Origin of the sequence: Hymenobacter glacieicola, from assembly GCF_014640315.1 — a bacterium.
In the GTDB taxonomy this organism is placed as follows: domain Bacteria; phylum Bacteroidota; class Bacteroidia; order Cytophagales; family Hymenobacteraceae; genus Hymenobacter; species Hymenobacter glacieicola.
The window spans coordinates 139,676-162,331 of record NZ_BMGS01000004.1 but is presented as its reverse complement, the minus strand read 5'-3'; the positions used below and the strand labels follow the sequence as shown (position 1 = coordinate 162,331).

Below are 22,656 nucleotides of genomic sequence, written 5' to 3'. Positions count from 1 at the left end.
GCCGCGGGAGGCCTCTGGCTTCCGCTACATTCCGCTTTCATGTCGCAAGCAACCACCTCCTCAGCTCCCACTCTACCCCTCACCACCAGTGACGCCCTGTTTACGCGGGCCAAAAACCATATTCCGGGCGGCGTAAACTCGCCGGTGCGGGCTTTCCGGGCCGTAGGCGGCCATCCGGTGTTTATGCAATCGGCCAAAGGGGCCTGGCTCACCGATGTGGACGGCAACCGGTACCTGGATTTCATCAATTCCTGGGGCCCGATGATTCTGGGCCACGCCCCGGAGCTGGTGTTAGACGCCGTGAAAGAGGCCGTGCAGGGCTCCCTGTCGTTTGGGGCGCCCACGCGCCGGGAGGTAGAAATGGCCGAGCTCATCAAGCAGATGGTGCCTAGCATCGAGAAAGTGCGCCTGGTAAACTCCGGCACCGAAGCCACCATGTCGGCCATCCGGGTAGCCCGCGGCTTTACGGGCCGCGACAAAATCATCAAGTTTGAGGGCTGCTACCACGGCCACGGCGACTCCTTCCTGATTGCCGCCGGCTCGGGTGCCCTCACCCTGGGCGCCCCTGATTCGCCGGGCGTCACCCAGGGCGTGGCCCAGGACACGCTCACGGTACCTTACAACGATTTGGCCGCCGTGGAGCAGATCATAGCCGCCAACGAGGGGCAGGTAGCCGCCCTGATTCTGGAGCCGGTGGTGGGCAATATGGGCTTGGTGGCTCCGCAGGAAGGCTACCTGCAAGGTTTGCGCGAGCTGTGCACCCGCCACGGCATCGTGCTGATTTTTGATGAGGTGATGACCGGCTTCCGGCTGGCCCGGGGCGGCGCCCAGGAGCTATACGGTATTACGCCCGACCTGACTACCCTCGGCAAAATCATTGGGGGCGGTATGCCCGTAGGCGCGTACGGCGGCCGCCAGGACATTATGGACAACGTGGCTCCGGCCGGCAAGGTGTACCAGGCGGGCACGCTCTCGGGCAACCCCATTGCCACGGCGGCCGGCATTGCCCAGCTCACCTACCTCAACGAGCACCCCGAGCTGTACGACGAGCTCAACCGCATTACCACCCGCATTGCCGACGGCACCCGCCAGATTTGCGCCGAGCTGGGCCTGAATTACACCGTTAACCAGGTCGGCTCCATGTTCAGTGTGTTCTTCACCAGCCAGCCCGTTACGGATCTGGACTCGGCCAAAACCTCCGACACGGAAGCCTTCGGGCGCTACTTCCGGGCCATGCTGCACCGCGGCATCTACCTGGCTCCGGCCCAGTACGAAGCCCTGTTCGTGAGCACCGCCATTACCGATGACCTCGTGGACCACTACCTCACGGCCTGCCGCGAATCCATGCAGGAAGCCCACGGGCTGTAAGCGAGGTGGTGATTCGGTGAGTGAGCTGATGTGGCGCGGACATCGGGCGCATCAAGCCAGGAGACGCCGCCCTCCTGCCGCTCATTTGCTAGCCTCTTGTTAAGTGACAAGCCCTTACCTCCAGTGCGGAGGTAGGGGCTTTTCCTTTAGGAAAGCTCGACTGACCCACCTCAGACGCTAGGCCTTATGCTAGTTCCTGGCCACGCCAAGCACATTTTTGGCCTTTCTGCTCGCCTGCCCGCCTAGTGCAACTGCAAATTCCCGACCTTTGCCGGAAACCATCCTTGCCCTATGCCCCGACTTTGTCAGTTGCTACCGCTGTTTTTGCTGCTGTGGCTCGCTGGGCCGGCCGTGTTGCTGGCACAAACCGAAACCCCTGCCGCGGCCAACAAGCGCCTTTTCGACCGCACCGTGGACGAGCTGAACTTCCGCACCATGGAAACCGTGTACGACAAATCGTTTGCCCGGGGCAAGTTTCCCGTGTCGCTACGTACGGCCAAAGCCCGCAAGGCATTTGACAACTTCCCCGGCCGGGATGACCTGAAAAAGCTTTTCCTAAACTACAACGGCGTTTCGGACCGTTTCAAGTCCCGCTTTGGCAAGGGCCGCACCGACCTGGTAGAGTTTGAGAAGCAGCTGAATAGCATTCTGGTTGACCGCAACTTCGAGTTCTTTATTCGGGTGCTGCCCCGCGACGAGCGGGTGGCCCTGATCCGCAGCCTGCAGCGGGTTATCAAGCAGGGGGCCGCGCAGTTTAACGCCTCCCAGGATGCCGCCCCCGAGGAGCTAGCCGCCGACGGCGCCGCCGTGCCCCCGGCCGACATCGACCCCGCCTCGGCCCCCGCTTCCGCCGCCTCCCCCGACGTAACGGCCGAGGACCCGCAGCCCGAACCTGAGGTAGCGCTGGCCACGCCGGCTGCCGGCTACCCCGCTCCCCGTTCCCTCGACTCAGCGCCGCGCCACGATTGGATGGACTACCTTACCCTGCTGCTTGCCGGCAGCTCCTTGCTGGTGCTGCTCTACGTGGTTACCAGCGTATTACCCGACCTACGCAACCGCCTCGATGCCCTGGCCGAGGACCAGGAACGTCCTACCCCTCCTGCTCGCACCCGCCGCTCCGCGCCCTTGCCCGAAGACCGGTACGAGGACGAGGACGACAATTAAAAATGCGGAGTTGGCAGCGGCTCGTTGCGGCACTTTCCAGGTAAGCGCAACGAATAGCCGCCTAATTCTTCGTTTTTAATTCTTCATTTCTAACTGACTTCATGATTCTCACCGACCAGCAGATTCTCGCCGAAATTGAGCGGGGCAACATCGTTATTGAGCCCTACGACCGCAGCTGCTTGGGCACTAACTCCTACGATGTGCACCTGGGCCGCTACCTGGCTACCTACCGCGACGCCGTGCTGGATGCCCGCAAACACAACGAAATCAACGTTTTTGAAATCCCGGAGGAAGGCTTCGTGCTGCAGCCCGGCACGCTTTACCTGGGCGTAACCGAGGAGTACACCGAAAGCCACGCGCATGTCCCTTTCCTAGAAGGCAAGAGCAGCGTGGGTCGCCTGGGCATTGATATTCACGCCACGGCGGGTAAAGGCGACATTGGCTTCTGCAATACCTGGACCCTGGAAATCAGCGTATCCATGCCGGTGCGCGTGTACCACCTGATGCCGGTAGGGCAGCTCATTTACTTTGCCGTGCAAGGCAACGTCGAGACCTTCTATAACCGCAAGGCTAACGCCAAGTACAACGAGCGCACGGTAAAGCCTGTGGAGTCGATGATGTGGAAAAACAAGTTTTAATCGCGCATTGCTGGCTAGCCTAAGCCCCGGCCTCGCTCCGGGTGACACTGAGTAGCTAAGCCGCGCATTTTTCCGTCTTATATAAACTCACTGGCACAGTTTTTCGTTAAGAAAGGATACAACGGCAGGTTTCGAAGCTACTGAAACGTGCTGTTTTGTTTGCATCTGACCTGTTCACGATATCTTTTCCCGATGAAAAAGAAACTTGCTGCCGCGACTGCCCTGGTGCTTGCTTCGCTGGGGGCCCATGCCCAACAGAAGCCTGCTACTCCGGCCTCGCAGGATAAACCAAGCCAAGCTTCCGCCCGTCTAAACCCCGTACAGGCCCACGCCCGTCAGCTCTCGGATCAAATGGCGCGTGAGTTGCGTCTGAATGGCTACCAGAAAACCCGTCTGCAGGCTATTAACGAGGATAAGCAGGCGAAAATCGCCGCCATTAATCAAAAGAACGCCGGCAACGACCAGCTCATCAAGCAGCAGTGCGACGCTGTGTGCAAGGAGCGTGACAAAGAGTTGCAGGCTGTGCTCAGCACGGACCAGTACAGCAGCTACTACGATTCGCGGCCGGCGTACAACCAGTTCAGCATGAATTACGGCAAAGCGGCCAACGCCATCTTTGTCAACTCGGTCCAGAACCCGTTGCCGGCCAGCAGTAACGGCGCCACCATTGGTCCGGCCAAATCAGCAGCCCCGGCTACGCGCAGCCGCCAGTAAGCTTCTCAAGTACAGCGCACGTAGCGCACAAAAAAGCCCCGCCAGAATTATCTGGCGGGGCTTTTTTTACGTCGTTTAAACCCTAGCGCTGCTTGCGCTCTTCTTCCTCAATATGGTCCATCAGTTGGCGGCACAGGTCGCGCATCTTGGTGGCCATTACGGAGTCGTTGGTGGCCGTGATGATGCTCTCGGCCATGGCACCCATGGTATCCACGTAGAAGCGCTTCATCTCATCCACCGGCATTTCCTTGGTCCAGAGGTCAATCTTCATGGTGCCGCGCTCGTCCCGGTCCCAGAGGGCAATGTTGATGGCCTTGGCAAAGTGAATATCGGGGCCCGCATCGGTAGCCGACCAGCTGATAGCCTCGGGTACCTTCTGATCGTCGAGGGCGATGCTGAAGCGGATTTCAGATTTCTTCATATCACGGATTTAAACGGATTATTCGGATTTCACGGATTCGTGTGGTCCCCGTTTCGGGCCGCACGCCGCACAAGTACTCCGGGTGCCGGAGTTATTCGGCCGCAGTATGCAAGACCAATGTCAATGGTGAACGGAAACAGTACTTTCTGGCTGAAACAGTCAAAAAGAAGGATTTCCCAAACCACCCGAACGAATCCGTGCAATCCGAGAAATCCGTCTGAATCCGTGGTTAAACGTAGTTGTTCAGCATCACTGGCATTACCAGCATCAGGATGCTTTCGTTGTCGTCGGGGGTAGTAGGCATGAGCAGGCCGGCGCGGTTGGGGGTGCTCAGCTCCAGGGTAATTTCCTCGGAGTCAATGTTGCTGAGCATTTCCGTCAGGAACTTGGCGTTGAAGCCGATTTCCATGTCCTCACCGTCGTACTGGCAGGCCAGCTTTTCGTTGGCCTCGTTCGAGAAGTCTAGGTCTTCGGCCGACACTGTCAGCTCTGAACCAGCCAGGCGCAGGCGTACCTGGTGGGTAGTCTTGTTGGAATAGATGCTGATGCGCTTTACCGAGTTCAGGATTTCCTGACGGCTGATGATGAGCTTGTTCGGGTTGCTCACCGGAATTACGTTTTCGTAATCGGGGTAGCGCTCATCAATCAGGCGGCACACTAGGCGCATCTGGTTGAAGCTGAAGAAGGCGTTCGAGTTGTTGAACTCCACGCGCACGGTAGTGGCTTCGGAAGGCAGGGCACCTTTCAGCAGATTAAAGGCCTTGCGCGGGATAATGATGTTAGCGGTCTGGCCCGCACCCACATCGGAGCGGCGGTAGCGCAAGAGGCGGTGGCCGTCAGTGGCCACAAACGTTACCTGATTGTCGGCCAGCTGCACCAGAATACCGGTCATGGCCGGGCGCAACTCGTCGGTGCTTACTGCGAAGATGGTTTTGTTGATGGCCCGCGACAACGAAGTGGACGGCATCTCAACCGGCGCCGAGCCCTTCACAACCGGCACCCGGGGGAAGTCAGTAGCGTTTTCGCCGGCCAGCTTATAGCGGCCGTTGGAGCTGGCAATTTCGATGGTGTACGTCTCCTCGTCTAGGGTGAAGGTTACGGGCTGGTCGGGCAGGTTCTTGAGCGTGTCGAGCAGAATGCGGGCAGGGGCGGCAATGCGGCCACTTTCCCGGGCTTCCACGGGCAGCTCCGTCATCATGCTGGTCTCCAGATCAGAGGCCGTAATCGTCAGCTTGCCGTCCTCGATTTCAAAGAGAAAGTTCTCCAGAATCGGCACCACGGGGTTGTTCGTGACTACACCGTTGATGCTCTGCAGCTGCTTGAGCAAGGCGGAAGACGAGACGATAAACTTCATATAGGGGCGGGTTCGGTCGTTTTTTAGGAAGAGGACAAAGATAGGGAACGGCAGCGGGTTTGGAAACCGCTTCCTGCATTCCGGACTACCGGAATAAATTGGGCATTTCGGGGAGTTGCGGCCCGTATTCTAGCTGGTTTCGTGGAAGCAACAACTTGTTCCCACCTGTTTTTAAGAACCATGTTATTGGCAATATCCAAGCTCGACTATTGCCTATTTAGAGCAAACCAGCTAATTAGTCCCTAATATGTCCTTTTTCCCTTTGCGGTCAGCTTTCACATGCTCACTCCTGTTCTTTATCATTTAGTCTATCAAAGCTCTGCCACTACCCCCTTGCGCGAGGACGAGCTGACTGCCTTGCTGACCCAATCACGCGCCTGGAACCAATCGCACGACCTAACAGGCCTGCTGCTGTACTGCGACGGAAACATTATGCAGGTACTGGAAGGCACCGAAGAAGAAGTACGCTACATTTTTCGCCGCATTGAGGTTGATCAGCGGCACTTCGGGGTAACCAAGCTTTCCGACGGCCCAATTCAGGGACGCAACTTTTCGCAATGGTCCATGGGCTTCCGGGCAGTTAACCCGGCGGCGTTTCAGCGGCTGGCCGGCTACCAGAACCTAGAAAACGGCAGTCATCTGGCCACTTACTCCGAGAACAGCAACCTGTCCTTGCACGACTTGCTCTCATCCTTTGTCACCCAGGACGAAGTGTATCGGTAACCCGTAGGGCAGCCGCTGCCGGCGCACTTCTGAGGTACTTCTGAGGCTTGGCCTTTACTGGCGGAAGTACACCGAGAATGTAGAGCCCACGTCTACCTCACTCCGGACTTCAATGCGGCCGCCCGCATTTTCCACCATTTTCTTGACCATGTACAGGCCAATGCCGCTGCCTTCCACGTGGTCGTGAAAGCGCTGAAACATGGAAAACAGCTTCTGGTTGTTTGATTCTTTCAGGCCCAAACCGTTGTCGCGCACTTCCAGCACCCGGTAGCCAGCCTCGGCCCAGCTGCGGATGCTTACCTGTGCTAGCCGGTCGGGGGAGCGGTACTTGAAGGCGTTGCTGAGCAGGTTGTACACGATGCTGCGCAGGTTTTTCTCCGCAAACGAGATGCGCGGGCAGCTGCTCACGGCCACTTCCAGCTGACCGCCGGCGGCGTGCAGCAGGGGCGCCAGGTCCAGGCTCACGTCCTGAATTAGGGTAGCCAGCTCGATGATGGCAACGGGCTGGTCGTTTTCCTTCTGCAGCTTGGTGACTTCAGTCAGGTGCTCAATGGTGCGCTTGAACCGGTCCACCGAGCCCTGCATCATTTGCAGCAGCTGCTGTACTTGCGCCTCGTTGGGAGGGGTAGTGCTCAGTTCCGGCAACAGGGCGTGCAGCAGCCCTTCAATGTTGTTGATGGGGTCCTTTAGGTCGTGGGAGGCGGTGTAGATAAAGTTGTCCAGGTCTATGTTGACGCGGGTGAGCCGCTCGTTATTTTCCTGCAGCTCCCGCTGAGCCTGATCAATTCGCTCCTGAGCCAGCTTGTGTTCGTGAATGTCCGTGTACGTACCAATCCACTGGATAATTTCGCCCTGCTCATTGCGCGAGGGCAAGGCCCGGCCCAACATCCAGCGGTAGGCCCCGTCCTGGGCCTTGATCCGGCACTCTACTTCCAAGGCGTGGCCAGTATGCAGGCTGTTAAGCCATCTGGCCTGGGCCATTGGCAGATCGGCGGGGTGAATGCGGGACTGAATGGAGCTACCCGTTTCCGGCCCAGTGTCGTGGCCCGTGTAGTAATACCACTGGCGGTTCAGGTAAGTATTCTCGCCGTGGGAGTTGGCGGTCCAGGCAATTTGCGGAATGCCTTCCAGCATCCGGTTGGCTTCGGCGGCGGCCCGGGATATGGCGTCCTGGGCGGCTTGCTGCTGCCGCAGCTCTTCATTTTTGCGGGCCAGCAGGGCGTTCTGTTCCACTACCTGGGCCCGGATGTCGGTGATTTCCCGCTGAGCCGATAAGTCGGTGATGATGACGGCCAGCACGGGTAGGTCGTTGAACTCCAGCACGTTCATCGAGAGGGAAAAGGGCTGGAGCAGGCCCGATTTGGTTTGCAGCGGCATCTCGCCCTTGCTTTTGCCCGCCCATCCTTTCCGAAGCAGCTCGGCCCAATATAGCTCAAACTGCAGCGGAACAAAGCTTTCGAAAGAACTGCCAATTACCTCTTCGAGCCCCAGCCCCAGCAGTGCGGCCAAACAGGCGTTGCCGTAGAGGATGGTAGCGTTCTGACTCAGCAGCAGGGCACCTTCGTTCATTTGCTCAATCAGAGTCCGGTAGCCCTGATCGGCGTTTTGCAGCGTGAAGATGCGCGGCCCGTCGGCGCTCTGCACGGCCAGCGCGTCAACGGCACCCGTACGGATGGCCGTAATCAGCTCTTCTGCCTCGAGCAGTTGCAGCCGCAATTCCTCGTTTTCGCGGGCTAGGGCCGTGGCGCGGCGCTGCAGGTCGTCAGTCATGGGGGCTAGTCGTACCGAATGGTGCCGACAGCCCCAGGGCTAGCAGCACCTTGTCTTTTTCCGAAAGATCTCCAATGAGCCGCCGCGTAGGCAGGGGCATTTTTTTGACCAGCGTCGGAGCCGCCACAATCTGATCTTGCTTGGCTAGCGCTGGCTGTTGGTAAATGTCAATGATGAGCAGCTCGTAGCGGCCCTTCAGGTACTGCTCGCAGATGCCCTTGATGTTTTGAACAGCCCGTGTGGAGTTGGGGGTAGCCCCGGTAATATACAGATGAAGTACGTATTCGGCTGCACCATCCTCTTCGTGTTCCTCTAAATCCATCCGGCTTACTTGCTCTCAACCACCCGAATGTCTAAGCCCACCAGCACACGCTCCTGGTTGGAAAGGTCGCCGATGATTTTGCGAATGGGGGCCGGCACTTTGCGCACCAGCGTGGGAATAGCCAGAATCTGGTCGCCGGCGGCTAGCTGCGGATGTTGCAGCAAGTCAATTACTTCCAGCTTATAGCGCCCCTTCAGGTGCTGCTCACAGTAGGATTTCAAATTAGCCAGGGCCGTAACCGACTTGACGGTCTGACCGGCCACGTACAAACGGAGCTCCCAGGTTTCTTCTTCGGGGGTAATTGTGGGAGGGGTCTCCATACGGGGATGCAAATAGGTAGAGGGCGTAGTGGAGGGTTACTCGGCGGATGCCGTTCCCGCAATTTGCCGGCGGGTGTCGGCTAGCTTCTGCTGGCGAACCAGCTCCTCGTGGTTGATTTGCCGCAGCTCCTCTTCCACTGACTCAAATTCCGTGCGCAAATTGGCAATGGTAGCTTCCAGCACCCGGCGCTTGCGCTCAATCTCCCGGTCTTTGCGCTCAAGCTCCTGCTGGCTGGCCAGGGCCTGAGCCTGCTCCTGCATTTGCTGGGTCAGGCGGCTGGCGCCCGTCACGATGCCGGTAGGCCCAATGACCACGTCCAGCAGTTGAACGCCCTGATTTGTCACAACGAACTCCCGAACCTGGTTGGAATGAGCCATACCCCGGGCCTTCAGAATGCTGACGCCCCGGTTCCGCTCCCCTACCCCTTCCAGGTCCCGCACACTTATCCAGGTATCAACCAGGGACGAAACGCCTTCCTCCGTCATTTCCTGCTGGATGTTACGCCCGCTGATTAGGGAGGTAAACAGGGCCGTGATGTTGCTGATTTTCAGGAAGTCAATCAGACGGGTGAGCATGCTGCGCACTTCCGAAATGTTGCCCACCGTAATCAGGTTGCTGATGGGGTCAATGACTACCGCGTCGGGCTTGAACTCTTTAACCAAGCGGTGCAGGGTTACCAAGTGCTTTTCCAGCCCGTTCAAGGTAGGGCGCGAGGCCTCCACGTGCAGCAGGCCCTGCTCAATGAAGGGGGCCAGGTCGAGGCCGACGGAGCGCATGTTGCGCACCAACTGCTGCGGCGACTCCTCAAAGGCAAAGAAGGCGCAGCGCTTGCCCGTGCTGCACACCGCATGGGCAAAGGACGCGGCCAGAGTGGTTTTGGCCGTGCCCGCCGTGCCGGTAATCAGCACGCTGCTGCCCTTGTAAAACCCGTGCCGGCCGAACATGGCGTCCAGGGCGGGCACGCCGGAGGAGACAATTTCGTCGGATACCTCGTGGGCGAGCTTCAGGCTGGTCACCGGCAACACGGAAATACCGTCCTCGGTAATCAGGTAGGGATACTCGTTGGTGCCGTGGGTGCTGCCGCGGTATTTTACAATGCGCAGGCGGCGGGTAGTAATCTGCTCAATTACGCGGTTATCCAGCAGAATCACGCAGTCTGATACGTACTCCTCCAGGCCCTGCCGGGTCAGGGAGCCTTCGCCCCGTTCGGCGGTAATGATGGTGGTTACGCCCTTGTCCTTCAGCCAGCGAAACAGCCGCCGGATTTCGGAACGCAAAACGGCCTGGTTGGGAAAGCCGGAAAATAGCGCCTCAATGGTATCGAGCACCACGCGCTTGGCCCCAATGGAGTCAATGGCGTAGCCCAGGCGAATGAACAGGCCTTCCAGATCGTACTCGCCGGTTTCCTCGATTTCCGAGCGGTCGACGTGCACATGGTCGATGCGCAGTTGGCCCTGGCCCTGGAGGGTTTGCAGGTCAAAGCCCAGGGAGGTAACGTTGGCGGCCAGCTCGTCGGCGGTTTCCTCGAAGGCCATGAGCACGCCCGGCTCGTTGTACTGCTGAATGCCGCGCACCAAAAACTCCACGCCCATCAGGGTTTTGCCGCAGCCGGCGCTGCCGCACACCAGCGTGGGGCGTCCCTTGGGCAAGCCTCCCTCTGTTATCTCATCCAGGCCATCGATACCCGTGGGCGTTTTGGGCAGCTGTGGCCCCAGAGAAGCAGAAGAAGTCATCAGGTCTTGCATATTCTACCAGCGTATTCAGCAAAGATACCCGAATAGCAGACACTTCCCCCGCGGCCGTGGGCAAACCAGCCAGCCCGGCTTGTTCGCTTGGCTTGTCCATCGGCGCCTAAGGCGCCCAGCCCAGGCTCGGGCTTGCGGGCATACGCAAGCTAAACAGCTGCGTAGGAACCCTACCGGCCACTTCCAGCCTGTACCCCTGGCCCTTGGCAGTACCCGAACCAGGCTTGAAATCAGGAATTAGACGCCCTGTTTATAAGTTGCGGCAATAACTATTTCCCGGTGGACCGGGAGGCGGTAACGCTAGAACGAAGCGTACCGGCGCTTGCGGCGCCAAGCACGCACGGCCCCGAACAAGCCCAGCAGTGCTAGGGGCGCCACCAGGTTCAGCAGCTGCCAGCGGCGGCGCTCCGCCACTACTCGCAGCTTATCCAGGGGGCGCAGGGTAATCTGCTTGCCGCGCACGGCAATCAGGCCGCTTTCATCCAGCATGTAGTCTACGGCGTTGAGGATCAGTTCCCGGTTGGCAAACTCAGTATTGGCGAGACGGTCGAAGCCCAGGCGGAAAGGGCGGCCGGTTTTGGGGTCCACTTCGTTGCGGACAAAGTCGCCGTCGGAGATGACGAGCACCTTGGCTGGTTTGGCCAGCGGCGAGGCAGCAGGCTGAAAGCGGGTGGTGCCGGGCTCAGCGCGGTTGGCATAGAGGGAGCGGAACTGCCCTTCGAGCAGGTAGCCCACGGGCTTGAACTGGGCTCTGTAGAGCTTGGGGTCAGGCTCCAGGCGGGCGTCGTTGAGGTTCACGGGCACCGGCGAGGGTAGTACGCGGGTGTAGCGAGAGGTGAAGAGCAGCGGCGTTTTGCGAATCCCGGCGGCCTTCACCGTATCGATGCTGCTAACAAATTTGGTGTACACCGCGTCGAGGTTGCGGGTAATGGGGTGCTGGCTGAAGTTGTTGATCAGGGGGTAGAACTGCCACGGCATGGGCTCTACCTTGGGCTTGTCGCCGAGGGTGCCGGTGACCATGGGGATTACGCCGGAGTTGAGGTCGAGCAGCAGATCGGGATTTACGCGCACGCCATACTTAAACAGCAGATCTTCCAGGCCCAGGGGCTGCGGAAAGGACAACATGCCGCCGCGGTTGGCACTATCCAGGTTCACGCGCATGGCATCCACGAAAAACAAGGCACTACCGCCCTGGGTCACGAACTGGTCGAGCTTGAACTTCTCGGGTTCCGCGTAAGCCCCGGCGGGCTTGGCTACAATCAGGGCGCTGAGGGTGCGCAAATCCTGGGGCCGCGACTGGGCCAGGTTTACCCGGAACACGTCGTAGAACTGACTTAGGGAGCCAATCAGGTCCCCGGCTTCCTGGTTCGACAGCTCGCCGTGGCCCTCTACCACCCCAATGCGCTTGCGCTGACCAGGATTAAGCTTGCGGATGGCACTGGCCAGCTCGTATTCCAGGCCCTCGATGCTTTGGTTTAGGCGTACATCGGAGGGAGCAGCCTGGTTGCCGCGCAAGAGCAGCACCTGCTGCTCTTTGCCGCCGGCCGCTACCGTGGCCCAGGGAAAAATGATTTTCTCGGTGCGCTTGCCATTCTCCGTAGCCCCCAGGTTGGTGGGGCGTAAGCCTTTCTTGAACAGGGCCTGGTAGTACTCGTTGCGAGCCTTTTCGGTGCCGGCCGCGGAGGGGTCGACGAAGACGTAGTGCAGATTGGCCCCGCCATAGACCTGCATTTCGTTCAGGGTTTCGCGCACCGACTGCTGCAGACGCCGGAAAGCGGGCGGGAAGTCGCCGTCGAGGTAAACCGTGACGGTGACGGGCTGCTTGAGGCCCGAGAGCAGCTGCCGGGTAGCGCCCGACATGGTGTAGCGCTTTTCCTCCGTTAAGTCGAGGCGAAAGAAGTACAGACCGGCAAGGAAATTCAGCAGCAGCAAACCCAGCAGCGCCAGCCCAAAACGCGTGAGGTCACGGCGTTTGCGGGAGGTGGTAGGGGTAGCAGATGCGGGAGCAGGTGAAGCCATAAAGCGGCGAAGTTGCAAATCAGAGGTCAGGGCATCTTCAAGGTATAAAGACACCCTCCAGAGGGTAAAAGGCTACCAGTTGCGGCTCTGGAGCACCAGGCGGGTACCCAGCAGCAGGCCAGCAATCAGGGTCAGGAAATAAAGCAGGTCGCGGGAGTCGATGAGGCCCTTGCTGATGTCGCGGTAGTGGGCGGCAATACCCAGCTGCCCGATGTAGTAGGCCGGCGCCCCATCAAACACGGAAGCCAGCGAATCGAACCCCGAATACACCAGAAAGCACCCCACCACGGCCACCAGAAACGCAATGATCTGGTCGCGGGTGATGGCGCTGGCGAAAACACCGATGGCCGCAAATACGGCAGCCAGCAGCCCCAGGCCCAGGTAAGACCCCACCGTCGCGGCCGAGTCGATGTTGCCCTGGGGGCTCCCGAGCTGGTAGACGGAGTAGTAGTAGAGCAGCGTGGGCAGCAACGCCAGCAACGCCAGTAGCAAGCAGGCCAGGTACTTGCCCCCAATAATCTGCCCATCGGTGAGCGGGCGTGTAAGTAGCAGCTCCATGGTGCCGGCCTTTTTCTCCTCGGCGAAGGTGCGCATGGTAATGGCCGGAATCAGGAACAGGAAAATCCAAGGAGCCATATTGAACAGGGTTTGCAGGTCGGCAAACCCGTAGTCCAGCACCGAGCTGTCCGGGAACACCCACACAAACAGGCCAGTTGCCACCAAAAATACCCCAATGACCACGTAGGCCACCGGCGAGTTGAGGAAGGAGTTAAATTCTTTACGAAGAATAGAGTACATCGGGGGTGAAATAGGTTTCGGGCTCCTCCCCTCATCCTGAGCCCAGCGAAGGACCTTTTCACGCCCGAACAAGTTGTTCTAGTGGTAAAAGGTCCTTCGCTGGGCTCAGGAAGACGGACAGGTAATAGATAAGCTCCGGTTGCTCACTTCGTCAGGGACTGGAAAACCTGCTCGAGGCTCTGTTCTTCCTGCCGCAGGCCGAGCAGAACCCAGCCCTGCTGGGCGGCGAGGCGGGAAATGGCCCCGCGCTGGTCGGAGCCGGCCGCGGCGCGAATGTGGTAAGTGTTGCCCGCGGCGGCTTCCACGTGGTTGATGCCCGGCAGGGCCCGGAGCGGGGCGACGTCAATGGGTTGCTCAAATTCGGCCCGGATGATGGTTTCGCCGGCTACCTTCCCGCCCAGTTCCGAAACCGGCGAATCTGCTACCAGCTGGCCGCGGTTGATGATGACGGCGCGGCTGCACAGGGCGGCTACCTCGGGCAAAATGTGGGTAGAGAAGATAACCGTCTTGTCCTGGCCCAGCTCCCGAATCAGGCTGCGGATTTCACCAATCTGGTTGGGGTCGAGGCCGGTGGTGGGCTCGTCGAGGATGAGCACGCCCGGGTCGTGAATCAGGGCCTGGGCCAGCCCCACGCGCTGGCGGTAGCCTTTGGAAAGGGCCCCGATCTGCTTGTTCTGCTCGCGGCCCAGCCCTACCCGTTCTACCATCCGCTGTACGCGCTGGCGGCGGTGAGTGCCCTTCAGCCCGTGCACGGAGCCAATAAATTCCAGGTATTCGTGCACATACATGTCCAGGTAAAGGGGGTTGTGCTCGGGCAGGTAGCCCACGCGTCGGCGCACTTCCAGGGGGCTAGTCTGCACGTCAAAGCCATCCACGGTGACCGTGCCCAGGGAGGGCGGCAGGTAGCCGGTGGCAATTTTCATAGTCGTGGATTTGCCCGCTCCATTCGGCCCAAGAAAACCCAGGATTTCGCCTTTGCCTACCGTGAAGCTGATGTTGTTCACCGCAGCCTGCGTGCCGAAGGTTTTCGTGAGCTGTTGAACTTCTACCATATGGTTTTATCGAAACCGTGCAAACTTGTTTATCCCCAGTATCTTGCTAACAGGGGCAGCAGCGCTTGGGCTACCTGCGTAGCCAGCCAGAGAGCAGCCAGCGCAACAAATACGCCCGCTGTTTTGCGCCGGTGAGGTACGCTTGCCGGTGCTGTTTTATGCAGTAGACAAGCAGCGCCAGCACTAGCAGTAACGTCATGGACTACTTAGGTTGCGTGGGCCGCATCTGAATTTCCGACAGCAGTACGGTTTGTGGGGCTTCCAGGGCGTGCACGATGGCGGCGGCAATGTCCTCGGGCTGCATCTTATGCGGGTCGGGCTGCTGGCCGGGGGTAGCGCCGTTGAAGTTGGTTTCCACCGAGCCGGGCATCAGGCAGGTTACCCGCACACCATCGGGCCGCACTTCCTTGAACAGGGCATCGGAGAAGCCACGCACGGCGTATTTGGTGGCGCAGTAGCCCGCCAGGTTGGCCGTGCCCGCCGTGCCAGCCAGGGAAGCCACGTTGATAATATGGCCCTCGCGCTGCTTTTTCATCTGGGGTAAGGCCGCCTTGGTGCAGTAAAACAAGCCGTGCACGTTGGTATCGAACATAGCGTGCCAGTCTTCCGACGAAAACCCGTCGACGGGCCCGAAATGGCCGATGCCGGCATTGTTGACCAGCACGTGTATTTCCTGGCCTAGCTCGCGCTGGGTGTTGATAAAGGCCTCCTGCACGGCTAGCTCATTGCGGATGTCGCACTCGAAAAACTGAAACCGCTCGTGGCTCAGACCTTCGGGCGCGCTGCGGCCCCAGCCCGCTACCACGGCCCCGCGGGCCAGCAGCGCCTCGGCCGTAGCCAGCCCAATTCCTTTGCTGACGCCTGTGATAATGGCTACCTTGCCGCGTAGGTCCATAGCAGTAGTTTGATGTTCGGGTTAAAGATACGGCCGCAAGTTAGCGTCCTGCACCGGCTTTTACGCGGGAGCTGCGCCCTGGGTGGGGGCCTGCTGCTGCTGACGGCCTGCCAGCAAGAAAACGAGGCCAGCTGTTTTACCAGCACGGGCAGCATTACCACGGAGCGCCGTAGCCTCCCTGCTTTCCGGGTGCTGACTACCTACGACAACGTGCGAGTAACGCTGGTACAGGACACCGCAACCTATGCCGAGGTGCGGGCCGGCAAAAACCTGCAGGAAGATATCCGCCTGGAAGTCAAGGACAACATCCTGACCATCCGCAATACCAGCCGCTGCAACTGGGTGCGCCGCTACAACACGCCCCGCGAAGTAACCCTGCACACCCCGCGCCTCACCGACTTGTTTCTACGCGGGCAGGCTGATATTCGCACCACCGGCACCTTCCGGGCCGACACGCTCTACGCCCACCTCATCGGCTCCGGCGACTATCACTTGAACCTGACCAGCCGCTACCTCGGCCTGGACCAGTACGAACTGGGCGACATCTACCTGAGTGGCACTACGGAGGAGCTACACCACACCATTGGCGGCAACGGCAGCATGTACGCAGCAGAGCTGACTACCCGAGATGTGTACCTGCAAACCAATTTCAGCAGCAACGGCAACGGTTACTTTACTGCGCGCCAGCTGCTGGCCGGCACCCACGCAGGCAACGGCACCGTTTTTTACCGCGGTACGCCTTCGGTCACTGATTTTCGCGTCAGTGGCAAGGGCAAGCTGGTGCGCGAGTAGCTCCCAGCGCAACTCGTTGCTTACAAGTCGCCGAGTTGGGGCCGAATCAGCAGCTCCTCCACCACGGCCTGGGGCGAAAGGGAATAGGTCGCGAAAATAGCGTCGGCTACGTCTTCGGCTTTGATGAAACGTTCCGCCGGCAGGTCCACGCCTTCCCAGCTGGCGGTGAGGGTAGCGCCCGGCAGCACGGCCGTCACCCGGATGCCGGAATCTTTCAGCTCTTCCCGCAGGTTGCGGGTCATGCCCAGCAGGGCGTGCTTGGCAATACCGTAGGAGCCGCCGTTGGGGTAGGCCGTGAGGCTGGCCGTAGAGCAAATGGTGAAAATATGGCCCGCCCGCTGCGCCAGCAGCCCCGGCAGCAGGGCCAGCGTGACATCGTAGGCGCTGAGCAGGTTTACGGCCAGCATCTGGCGGAGCTGGGAGCCATCCTGCGGCTCATCCTGCAAGCGGCCCGGAATAAAGGAGCCAGTGTTGTTAATGAGTACGCCTACCTGGCCCTGGCTGCGCACGAAGTCAGTGAAGCGCGCACAGTCTTCCTGCCGGCTTAAATCGGCGGGCAGGGTGTGCAGTACGGCGCCAGGAAGTTGCTCCGCGGCAGCGGCTTGCAGCTCCTGCAAGTCCGGCGCGGAGCGGGCGCAAGTAACCACCGGGTAGCCTGCCCGCAGAAAGCGCAACACCAGGGCCCGACCAATTCCCTTGGTACCTCCCGTGACAACGATATTTTTTTGCATTCCTTTGATTCCTGAATTGGTTTTTACGTAAGCAAGGCAGCTCGGCACTCGCCTTTTCTTTCTGGCGCCGCAAGTTTCCGCTTTTCTTTTCTTATTCCCTTTTATGGTCAAGTCCTTCGGTGAATTCCTGCTCTTTATTCAGAGCATGCTCACGCGGAAAGAACGGGTAGCCGTGCTGTGGCAACGCACTATCGATGAATGCGTTATCATCGGCATCAACTCCATTTTCATCGTCGCCATTGTGTCGGCCTTTATTGGGGCCGTAACCTGCGTGCAGATTGCCTACAACCTTACCAACCCGCTCATTCCCAAAAGCACCATCGGCTACATGGTGCGCGAAATGACGATTCTGGAGCTGGCCCCTACCATCACCAGCATTGTGCTGGCGGGTAAGGTAGGCTCCAGCATTGCCGGCGGCCTGGGCACCATGCGCATCACCGAGCAGGTATCGGCCCTGGAGGTTATGGGTATCAACTCTGCCTCTTACCTGGTGCTACCCCGCATCCTGGCTTCTATGTTCATGTTTCCGCTGCTCGTAATTCTGGCCATGGCCCTGTCCATCATCGGTGGGTACCTGGCAGGGTCGCTGACGGGGGCTTTATCGGCCCAGGAATACATTGAGGGTATTCGTACCGATTTTATTCCGTACAACATCGTGTTTGCCCTGATTAAGTCGGTGGTATTTGCCTTCCTGGTTTCGGCCATATCTTCCTTTAAAGGGTTTTACACGCAGGGCGGCGCCCTCGAAGTTGGGGCGGCCAGCACTACGGCCGTTAACAACTCCATTATTGCCATTCTGGTGGCCGACTTCGCCCTGGCCGCACTACTTCTGTAATAAAAGAAGCCAGGAGTCAGGAGCTAGAAGTGGCAGAACAACTTCTAGCTCCTGACTCCTGGCTTCTAGCTCCTATTCTCATGATTGAAGTCCATAACGTCCAAAAGTCCTTCGAGGGCAATCCGGTACTAAAGGGCATTACCTGCACCTTCGAAACGGGTAAATGCAACCTGCTGCTCGGCGGCTCCGGTACGGGTAAGTCGGTGCTGCTGCAGTGCATTGTGGGCCTGATGAAGCCCGACCTCGGCAGCATCACCTTCGATGGCACGGTGTTCACTAACAACAAAGTGGACATCCGTCAGGAAATACGGAAGAAAATCGGGATGCTGTTCCAAGGTTCGGCCCTGTTCGACTCCATGACGGTGTACCAAAACGTTGAGTTTCCCTTGAAGATGCTCACGCCCGACATGAGCCGTGAGGAGCGCCGCGACCGGGTAGAATTCTGCCTGAAGCGCGTAGGGCTGGAAAATGCAGGCACCAAAATGCCTTCTGAAATTTCGGGGGGTATGAAAAAGCGCGTAGGCATTGCCCGCGCCATTGCGCCCAACTGCACCTACCTGTTCTGCGACGAACCCAACTCCGGCCTCGACCCGCTCACCAGCATCAAAATCGACGAGCTCATCCACGAAATTACCCACGAATACGGCATCACAACTGTGGTAGTAACCCACGACATGAACTCGGTGGTGGAAATCGGGGACCATATCATCTTCCTCTACAAGGGTCTCAAGCTGTGGGATGGTAACAAAGATGAAATCCTGAACGCCCAGGTCCCAGAGCTTAAGGAATTCATTTTCAGCAGCAGCCTCGTACGCGCCGCCAAAAAAGTAGACGACGAAACCGAAGGTGGCCTGGCCGCCGCCACTACCGACGAGGCCATTAACATCTAGGTAATATATAAGCGGAGCAAAACTGTAAGTTGTCATGGCGAGGCGCTAGCCGAAGCAACCCTTCCTCTGCAAGCCTACTACATTGATAAGCCCTTACCTCCGTGCCGGAAGTAAGGGCTTGTTACTTTTTTAACGGTAGTACTTCGTAAAGGAAAGATGGCTGCACCTTGCTTGCCATGACGGAACTCACAAAATCACTACCTCACAGAATCACCATTTCACCACTGCTGTCGCTTGCGTAGCTCCGTAATGTGGGCCAGATGATGCCGACCGTGCCACGCATAGAGCACCAGGGCCTGGTCGAGGGTGAAGGTGCGCTGAGAGCCGGGATGGTAGAAGGTGCGCGTCCACTGCGCATCGGTCAGGTTGCGCAGCAGCTTTACCCAGCGAATGTGTAGGGCCTCAAGCAAGGCCAGGGAAACAGCAACGGGCGTAGCCTCATTATCTGGCAACTCGGCCCAGAGCTGCTCCTCGTAGGGGCGCACCGTGGGGTTGTCTTCCGTCAGGGCCAGCTTAAAACGGGTGTAGCTGTTCAGGTGCGAGTCGGGCAAGTGGTGAATCACTTGGCGCACGGTCCAGCCGCCGGGGCGGTAGGGCGTGCTGAGCTGCTCCGGCGACAGGCCCAATACGGCAGTTCGTATCAGGTCAGGCAGAGTCGCAATCTGGGCCATGTAGGCAGTGCGGGCGCCGCGGTCCAGAGGCTCATCGGGCAATGCGGGCTGGCCAATGGGAAAGCGCAGATCAAGGTCAGAAGTAGGTTCCATGCGAGGAAAAGTCAAGCGTTACCGTGGCAAGGTACGGCTTACAAGACGATTCGACGGCGTACTCCTTAGCCTGCTCGCCCTGAAAACGGCAAAAGTAAAAATGCCTTTCTGCAAGCAGAAAGGCATTTTTAATAGAGTTTCGAGCAAGCAATGGTTACCCGTTGCGCTTGTTGAGTTCGTCGCGGATTTTGGCGGCTTTCTCGTAATCCTCACGCTCGAGGGCCTGAGCCAGCATTTTGGTCAGCTCATCCAAGGACACCTGGCCGCTGGGCTCCCGGGGCTCGGCCGGCGCAGGGGCCGGCCGGCCGCTGTCGTCGTCCTCGTCCTCGTCGTCCGTGTCGTCCTCGTCCTCATCGGCGTTTTCATCCAGGTCCGACAGGATGATTCCGGCTTCGCTCAGGACGCTTTCCACCGTGAAAATTGGTACCCCGAAGCGCAGTCCAATGGCAATGGCATCAGAAGGCCGCGAGTCGAGCTCGAAGGTAGTAGCGCCGTCGGAGCACACAATCTTGGAATAGAACACCCCTTCCTTCAGGTCCGAAATTAAAACTTCCAGTACGGCCACGTGCACTTGTTCAGCAAAGGACTTGAACAGATCGTGCGTGAGGGGCCGGTTCGGGCTGATTTTCTCTATCTGGATGGCAATACTTTGCGCCTCGAACATGCCAATGATAATGGGCAGGCGACGGTTGCCAGTCTTTTCACCCAGAATCAGGGCAAAGGAGCCCGACTGCGACTGGCTGGAGGAGAGGCCCAGAATTTCGAGCGGTATCTTTTTCAAAGGAAAGTAGGGTGTTAAGAACTGAGGATCGGGGCTTCTAGCTGGTAGGGCCGCACGGGGGAAGATGGGGCTACGCCAGCTTGGCAGGTGCAAAAGAAACTAATACCGGCTTACCCATCCCCATACGGCTAAAAAAGAGTTAGGGTCTTAGGAAATGCGGAAGCTACTACGCTCCTGCCTCCTAAGACCCTACTTTTTCAGCGGTTAGCCCAGCTCTTTTACGGCCTGGGTCAGCTTGGGCAGCACGTCGAACACGTCGCCAACGATGCCGTAGTCAGCGGCCTTGAAGAACGGGGCCTCCGGGTCTTTGTTGATGACCACAATCACCTTGGAGGAGTTCACGCCGGCCAAGTGCTGAATGGCACCCGAAATACCGCAGGCAATGTACAGGTTCGGCGAAACGGTGATGCCCGTTTGGCCTACGTGCTCGTGGTGAGGACGCCAATCGACGTCGGAAACCGGCTTGGAGCAGGCCGTAGCGGCACCCAGCGCTTGCGCCAAGTCCTCAATCAGCTTCCAGTTTTCCGGGCCCTTCATGCCACGGCCGCCCGATACTACCTTGTCGGCTTCGGGCAGCAGAATGCCACCGGCCTGGTCCTGCATCACTACCTGCTTGGGAGCATCAGCAAAGTCAGCGTCGGAGAGCTGAGCAGAGAAGGACACTACCTCGGCCGTTTTACCAGCCTCGTGCAGGGCTTCAATCGAGTTTTTCTTTACGGCAATAATTTTCCGCTCACCAGCAAGGGTAACATCGGCAAAAGCCTTGCCCGAGAAGGCACCGCGCTTTACCGTGAAGCTACTGCCGTCAGTTTTAGGCAATTCTACCACGTTGGTTGCCAGGCTCGCCTGCAAACGTACTGACAAGCGCGAACCAACGGCCGCGCCAATGTTGGAGTTAGCCAGCACAATTACCTTGGCATCTTCCTGCTGCGCGGCGGCGGCAATGAGCTTGGTGTAAGCGCCGTTTACGAAATCTTTCAGGCGGGGCTCAGCGTCGTAGAGCACCTTGGTGATACCCTGCTCACCTAGCTTAGCCAGGTTGGCTTCAGTGGCTTCGCCCACGGCTACGGCCGTAGCCGACGTGCCGAGCAGCTGGGCTACCTGGCTGCCGTAAGAAGCTACTTCCAGCGAGGACTTCTTTACCTCGCCGCCATCACATTCAACAACTACTAGAACAGACATTTTTATCTTTATTAGTACTTAAGAATTAGGAATCGGCGGCCCGTGCTTTATAGCTCATTACAAGCGCCCTTAACTGGCCAATTACCAATTCTTAATTGATTTTTAGATGACTTTGGCTTCGTTGCGCAGCAGCTTGATCAGCTCGCCGGCGCTTTCAGCCGGGATAAGCTTCACGCCCTGTTTAGCTGGGGGCAGCGCGTAGGCGGAAACCTCGGTGCGGGCGCCTTCGCCGGTGGGCTCTACCACTTTCAGGGGCTTGGTGCGGGCCGTCATGATGCCGCGCATGTTGGGGATGCGGGGCTCACACATGGGCTGCTGGCAGCTAGCCACGAAGGGCGTGTTTACTTCCACGATTTCCTTGCCACCTTCAATTTCGCGCTCCAGCGTAGCGGTGTTGCCACTCATATCCAGCTTCATGGCCGGGGCTACCGTCGGGATGCCGAGCAGCTCGCCCACCATGCCGTGCACCTGGAAGCCGTTGTAGTCGATGCTTTCCTTGCCCATCAGAATCACGTCGTAGCCGCCGTCTTTGGCGATGTTGGCAATCTGCTGGGCTACGAAGAAGGCATCCTTCGGGAAGGCATTCACGCGGATGGCGTCATCGGCGCCAATGGCCAGGGCCTTGCGGATGTTGGGCTCGGTGTCGGCCTCCCCTACGTTTAGTACCGTCACGGTACCGCCGCCCTGGGCTTCTTTCAGTTCAATGGCGCGAGTGAGTGCATACTCATCCCAAGGATTAATCACGAATTGCACGCCTGCCTTGTTAAATTCCTTATTATCAGGCGTAAAAGTGATTTTGGTGGTCGTGTCGGGCACGTTGCTTATGCAAACGAGAAACTTCATCTACGGCTACTTATATGAGAAGAACACGGGGAAAGTCCCAAATTTGGGGCGAAGATACTCAAATCTACTGCCCCATGGAAACTACGCCCAGCCGCTTGCAGCAACTCCTGGCCTTTTATCAGGACGACCCCGCTGATCCGTTTACGATTTATGCCTTAGCCACCGAATACCGGACCACGGAGCCCGTCCGGGCCATGGAGTACTACCAAAAACTGCTCGACGAGCATCCGGAGTACGTGGGTACGTACTACCACGCGGGCAAAATGCTCCAGCAGTTAGGAAAGCCAGACGAAGCCGAAAAAGTTTACCGCACTGGCCTCACGGTAGCCCGCCGGGCCGGGCAGCTGCATGCCGCCAGCGAAATTCAGCAGGCCTTAAACCAGCTGCTGGGCCTCGACTACGAAGACGAGGACTAAGAACGTATTCCGACTCCACAGTTCCGGCGCGGCTTGGCACGACGGCTCGAAAAGCAGCTTTTCAAATACAACTTAATCCGGGGTGGTGGCATCGTCTGAATATGCTACTGACCTACCC

General features: G+C 58.7%; 24 protein-coding genes. 9 read left to right on the top strand and 15 right to left on the bottom strand.

Going from position 1 to position 22,656, the window contains the following annotated elements; genetic code table 11:
- The first annotated feature begins 39 nt into the window (after positions 1–39).
- The 4 genes from hemL to IEW18_RS08675 all read left to right on the top strand — a co-directional run bounded on the left by hemL (position 40) and on the right by IEW18_RS08675 (position 3,884).
- Positions 40–1,368 carry a glutamate-1-semialdehyde 2,1-aminomutase gene (gene hemL, locus IEW18_RS08690; RefSeq protein WP_188557449.1) on the top strand — a complete coding sequence of 443 codons (1,329 nt, stop codon included), beginning with the start codon at positions 40–42 and terminating at the stop codon, positions 1,366–1,368.
- Positions 1,369–1,659: 291 nt separating this feature from the next.
- Complete coding sequence (locus IEW18_RS08685) at positions 1,660–2,532, top strand: hypothetical protein (protein WP_188557448.1); 873 nt, start codon at positions 1,660–1,662, stop codon at positions 2,530–2,532.
- 101 nt (positions 2,533–2,633) lie between these two features.
- The gene (gene dcd, locus IEW18_RS08680; protein WP_188557447.1) at positions 2,634–3,170 is read left to right on the top strand and encodes a dCTP deaminase; all 537 of its coding nucleotides are present in this window, start codon (positions 2,634–2,636) and stop codon (positions 3,168–3,170) included.
- A 192-nt stretch (positions 3,171–3,362) separates the two neighbouring features.
- Complete coding sequence (locus IEW18_RS08675) at positions 3,363–3,884, top strand: DUF4890 domain-containing protein (RefSeq protein ID WP_188557446.1); 522 nt, start codon at positions 3,363–3,365, stop codon at positions 3,882–3,884.
- Positions 3,885–3,966: 82 nt separating this feature from the next.
- On the opposite strand, the gene gldC is transcribed toward IEW18_RS08675, so the two are convergent.
- Both gldC and dnaN read right to left on the bottom strand, forming a co-directional pair.
- Complete coding sequence (gene gldC / locus IEW18_RS08670) at positions 3,967–4,305, bottom strand: gliding motility protein GldC (protein ID WP_188557445.1); 339 nt, start codon at positions 4,303–4,305, stop codon at positions 3,967–3,969.
- Between the two features lie 229 nt (positions 4,306–4,534).
- On the bottom strand, positions 4,535–5,659 hold the full coding sequence (gene dnaN / locus IEW18_RS08665) for a DNA polymerase III subunit beta (RefSeq protein ID WP_188557444.1): 1,125 nt from the start codon (positions 5,657–5,659) through the stop codon (positions 4,535–4,537).
- Positions 5,660–5,938: 279 nt separating this feature from the next.
- On the opposite strand from dnaN, the gene IEW18_RS08660 reads away from it, so the two are divergent.
- Positions 5,939–6,382: a BLUF domain-containing protein gene (locus IEW18_RS08660; RefSeq protein ID WP_188557443.1), complete on the top strand. Its 444-nt coding sequence runs from the start codon at positions 5,939–5,941 to the stop codon at positions 6,380–6,382.
- A 54-nt stretch (positions 6,383–6,436) separates the two neighbouring features.
- On the opposite strand, the gene IEW18_RS21675 is transcribed toward IEW18_RS08660, so the two are convergent.
- The 8 genes from IEW18_RS21675 to IEW18_RS08620 form a co-directional block, all read right to left on the bottom strand.
- Positions 6,437–8,152, bottom strand: coding sequence for a sensor histidine kinase (locus tag IEW18_RS21675; protein WP_229728661.1), 1,716 nt, complete (start codon positions 8,150–8,152; stop codon positions 6,437–6,439).
- Positions 8,145–8,474 carry a circadian clock KaiB family protein gene (locus IEW18_RS08650; RefSeq protein ID WP_188557442.1) on the bottom strand — a complete coding sequence of 110 codons (330 nt, stop codon included), beginning with the start codon at positions 8,472–8,474 and terminating at the stop codon, positions 8,145–8,147. The genes IEW18_RS21675 and IEW18_RS08650 overlap by 8 nt, the downstream gene beginning before the upstream one ends.
- A 5-nt stretch (positions 8,475–8,479) precedes the next feature.
- Positions 8,480–8,794 carry a circadian clock KaiB family protein gene (locus tag IEW18_RS08645; RefSeq protein ID WP_188557441.1) on the bottom strand — a complete coding sequence of 105 codons (315 nt, stop codon included), beginning with the start codon at positions 8,792–8,794 and terminating at the stop codon, positions 8,480–8,482.
- Between the two features lie 36 nt (positions 8,795–8,830).
- Positions 8,831–10,528 (bottom strand): circadian clock protein KaiC, encoded by a 1,698-nt coding sequence (kaiC, locus tag IEW18_RS08640; RefSeq protein ID WP_188557440.1) that lies wholly within the window; start codon positions 10,526–10,528, stop codon positions 8,831–8,833.
- A gap of 312 nt (positions 10,529–10,840) precedes the next feature.
- Complete coding sequence (gene gldG / locus IEW18_RS08635; protein ID WP_229728659.1) at positions 10,841–12,613, bottom strand: gliding motility-associated ABC transporter substrate-binding protein GldG; 1,773 nt, start codon at positions 12,611–12,613, stop codon at positions 10,841–10,843.
- Positions 12,614–12,631: 18 nt separating this feature from the next.
- On the bottom strand, positions 12,632–13,357 hold the full coding sequence (gldF, locus tag IEW18_RS08630; RefSeq protein WP_188557439.1) for a gliding motility-associated ABC transporter permease subunit GldF: 726 nt from the start codon (positions 13,355–13,357) through the stop codon (positions 12,632–12,634).
- A 143-nt stretch (positions 13,358–13,500) separates the two neighbouring features.
- The gene (gldA, locus tag IEW18_RS08625; protein WP_188557438.1) at positions 13,501–14,409 is read right to left on the bottom strand and encodes a gliding motility-associated ABC transporter ATP-binding subunit GldA; all 909 of its coding nucleotides are present in this window, start codon (positions 14,407–14,409) and stop codon (positions 13,501–13,503) included.
- Between the two features lie 202 nt (positions 14,410–14,611).
- Positions 14,612–15,304, bottom strand: a complete 693-nt coding sequence (locus IEW18_RS08620) for an SDR family oxidoreductase (RefSeq protein ID WP_188557437.1) — start codon at positions 15,302–15,304, stop codon at positions 14,612–14,614.
- 12 nt (positions 15,305–15,316) lie between these two features.
- Here IEW18_RS08620 and IEW18_RS08615 point away from each other — a divergent pair, with 12 nt between their 5' ends.
- Positions 15,317–16,096 carry a head GIN domain-containing protein gene (locus IEW18_RS08615; protein ID WP_188557436.1) on the top strand — a complete coding sequence of 260 codons (780 nt, stop codon included), beginning with the start codon at positions 15,317–15,319 and terminating at the stop codon, positions 16,094–16,096.
- Positions 16,097–16,116: 20 nt separating this feature from the next.
- Here the strand turns inward: IEW18_RS08615 and IEW18_RS08610 are convergent, their stop codons facing one another.
- Complete coding sequence (locus tag IEW18_RS08610; protein WP_188557435.1) at positions 16,117–16,827, bottom strand: SDR family oxidoreductase; 711 nt, start codon at positions 16,825–16,827, stop codon at positions 16,117–16,119.
- Between the two features lie 103 nt (positions 16,828–16,930).
- On the opposite strand from IEW18_RS08610, the gene IEW18_RS08605 reads away from it, so the two are divergent.
- Both IEW18_RS08605 and IEW18_RS08600 read left to right on the top strand, forming a co-directional pair.
- A complete protein-coding gene (locus tag IEW18_RS08605; protein WP_188557434.1) occupies positions 16,931–17,662 on the top strand; it encodes an MlaE family ABC transporter permease in 732 nt (243 codons plus the stop codon).
- 80 nt (positions 17,663–17,742) lie between these two features.
- Positions 17,743–18,552, top strand: a complete 810-nt coding sequence (locus IEW18_RS08600; protein WP_188557433.1) for an ABC transporter ATP-binding protein — start codon at positions 17,743–17,745, stop codon at positions 18,550–18,552.
- Between the two features lie 218 nt (positions 18,553–18,770).
- Here the strand turns inward: IEW18_RS08600 and IEW18_RS08595 are convergent, their stop codons facing one another.
- The 4 genes from IEW18_RS08595 to IEW18_RS08580 form a co-directional block, all read right to left on the bottom strand.
- Positions 18,771–19,316 (bottom strand): YfiT family bacillithiol transferase, encoded by a 546-nt coding sequence (locus tag IEW18_RS08595; RefSeq protein WP_188557432.1) that lies wholly within the window; start codon positions 19,314–19,316, stop codon positions 18,771–18,773.
- 154 nt (positions 19,317–19,470) lie between these two features.
- Positions 19,471–20,097, bottom strand: coding sequence for a bifunctional nuclease family protein (locus IEW18_RS08590; protein WP_188557431.1), 627 nt, complete (start codon positions 20,095–20,097; stop codon positions 19,471–19,473).
- Positions 20,098–20,301: 204 nt separating this feature from the next.
- Complete coding sequence (locus tag IEW18_RS08585) at positions 20,302–21,279, bottom strand: electron transfer flavoprotein subunit alpha/FixB family protein (protein ID WP_188557430.1); 978 nt, start codon at positions 21,277–21,279, stop codon at positions 20,302–20,304.
- 102 nt (positions 21,280–21,381) lie between these two features.
- On the bottom strand, positions 21,382–22,122 hold the full coding sequence (locus IEW18_RS08580) for an electron transfer flavoprotein subunit beta/FixA family protein (protein WP_188557429.1): 741 nt from the start codon (positions 22,120–22,122) through the stop codon (positions 21,382–21,384).
- A 74-nt stretch (positions 22,123–22,196) separates the two neighbouring features.
- Between IEW18_RS08580 and IEW18_RS08575 the strand changes: the two genes are divergently transcribed.
- Positions 22,197–22,538, top strand: a complete 342-nt coding sequence (locus IEW18_RS08575) for a tetratricopeptide repeat protein (protein WP_188557428.1) — start codon at positions 22,197–22,199, stop codon at positions 22,536–22,538.
- Positions 22,539–22,656: the final 118 nt, after the last annotated feature.

Excerpts from the sequence above, each read along its gene's own strand:
- IEW18_RS08675 (WP_188557446.1), top strand. The coding sequence starts at position 3,363 with ATGAAAAAGAAACTTGCTGCCGCGACTGCCCTGGTGCTTGCTTCGCTG.
- IEW18_RS08685 (WP_188557448.1), top strand. The coding sequence starts at position 1,660 with ATGCCCCGACTTTGTCAGTTGCTACCGCTGTTTTTGCTGCTGTGGCTC.
- IEW18_RS08645 (WP_188557441.1), bottom strand. The coding sequence starts at position 8,794 with ATGGAGACCCCTCCCACAATTACCCCCGAAGAAGAAACCTGGGAGCTC.
- IEW18_RS08600 (WP_188557433.1), top strand. The coding sequence starts at position 17,743 with ATGATTGAAGTCCATAACGTCCAAAAGTCCTTCGAGGGCAATCCGGTA.
- IEW18_RS08660 (WP_188557443.1), top strand. The coding sequence starts at position 5,939 with ATGCTCACTCCTGTTCTTTATCATTTAGTCTATCAAAGCTCTGCCACT.
- IEW18_RS08650 (WP_188557442.1), bottom strand. The coding sequence starts at position 8,474 with ATGGATTTAGAGGAACACGAAGAGGATGGTGCAGCCGAATACGTACTT.
- IEW18_RS08620 (WP_188557437.1), bottom strand. The coding sequence starts at position 15,304 with ATGGACCTACGCGGCAAGGTAGCCATTATCACAGGCGTCAGCAAAGGA.
- dnaN (WP_188557444.1), bottom strand. The coding sequence starts at position 5,659 with ATGAAGTTTATCGTCTCGTCTTCCGCCTTGCTCAAGCAGCTGCAGAGC.
- IEW18_RS08580 (WP_188557429.1), bottom strand. The coding sequence starts at position 22,122 with ATGAAGTTTCTCGTTTGCATAAGCAACGTGCCCGACACGACCACCAAA.
- IEW18_RS21675 (WP_229728661.1), bottom strand. The coding sequence starts at position 8,152 with ATGACTGACGACCTGCAGCGCCGCGCCACGGCCCTAGCCCGCGAAAAC.
- gldF (WP_188557439.1), bottom strand. The coding sequence starts at position 13,357 with ATGTACTCTATTCTTCGTAAAGAATTTAACTCCTTCCTCAACTCGCCG.
- IEW18_RS08615 (WP_188557436.1), top strand. The coding sequence starts at position 15,317 with ATGTTCGGGTTAAAGATACGGCCGCAAGTTAGCGTCCTGCACCGGCTT.
- IEW18_RS08585 (WP_188557430.1), bottom strand. The coding sequence starts at position 21,279 with ATGTCTGTTCTAGTAGTTGTTGAATGTGATGGCGGCGAGGTAAAGAAG.
- gldC (WP_188557445.1), bottom strand. The coding sequence starts at position 4,305 with ATGAAGAAATCTGAAATCCGCTTCAGCATCGCCCTCGACGATCAGAAG.
- kaiC (WP_188557440.1), bottom strand. The coding sequence starts at position 10,528 with ATGACTTCTTCTGCTTCTCTGGGGCCACAGCTGCCCAAAACGCCCACG.
- dcd (WP_188557447.1), top strand. The coding sequence starts at position 2,634 with ATGATTCTCACCGACCAGCAGATTCTCGCCGAAATTGAGCGGGGCAAC.
- IEW18_RS08575 (WP_188557428.1), top strand. The coding sequence starts at position 22,197 with ATGGAAACTACGCCCAGCCGCTTGCAGCAACTCCTGGCCTTTTATCAG.
- gldA (WP_188557438.1), bottom strand. The coding sequence starts at position 14,409 with ATGGTAGAAGTTCAACAGCTCACGAAAACCTTCGGCACGCAGGCTGCG.
- IEW18_RS08610 (WP_188557435.1), bottom strand. The coding sequence starts at position 16,827 with ATGCAAAAAAATATCGTTGTCACGGGAGGTACCAAGGGAATTGGTCGG.
- hemL (WP_188557449.1), top strand. The coding sequence starts at position 40 with ATGTCGCAAGCAACCACCTCCTCAGCTCCCACTCTACCCCTCACCACC.
- IEW18_RS08605 (WP_188557434.1), top strand. The coding sequence starts at position 16,931 with ATGGTCAAGTCCTTCGGTGAATTCCTGCTCTTTATTCAGAGCATGCTC.
- IEW18_RS08595 (WP_188557432.1), bottom strand. The coding sequence starts at position 19,316 with ATGGAACCTACTTCTGACCTTGATCTGCGCTTTCCCATTGGCCAGCCC.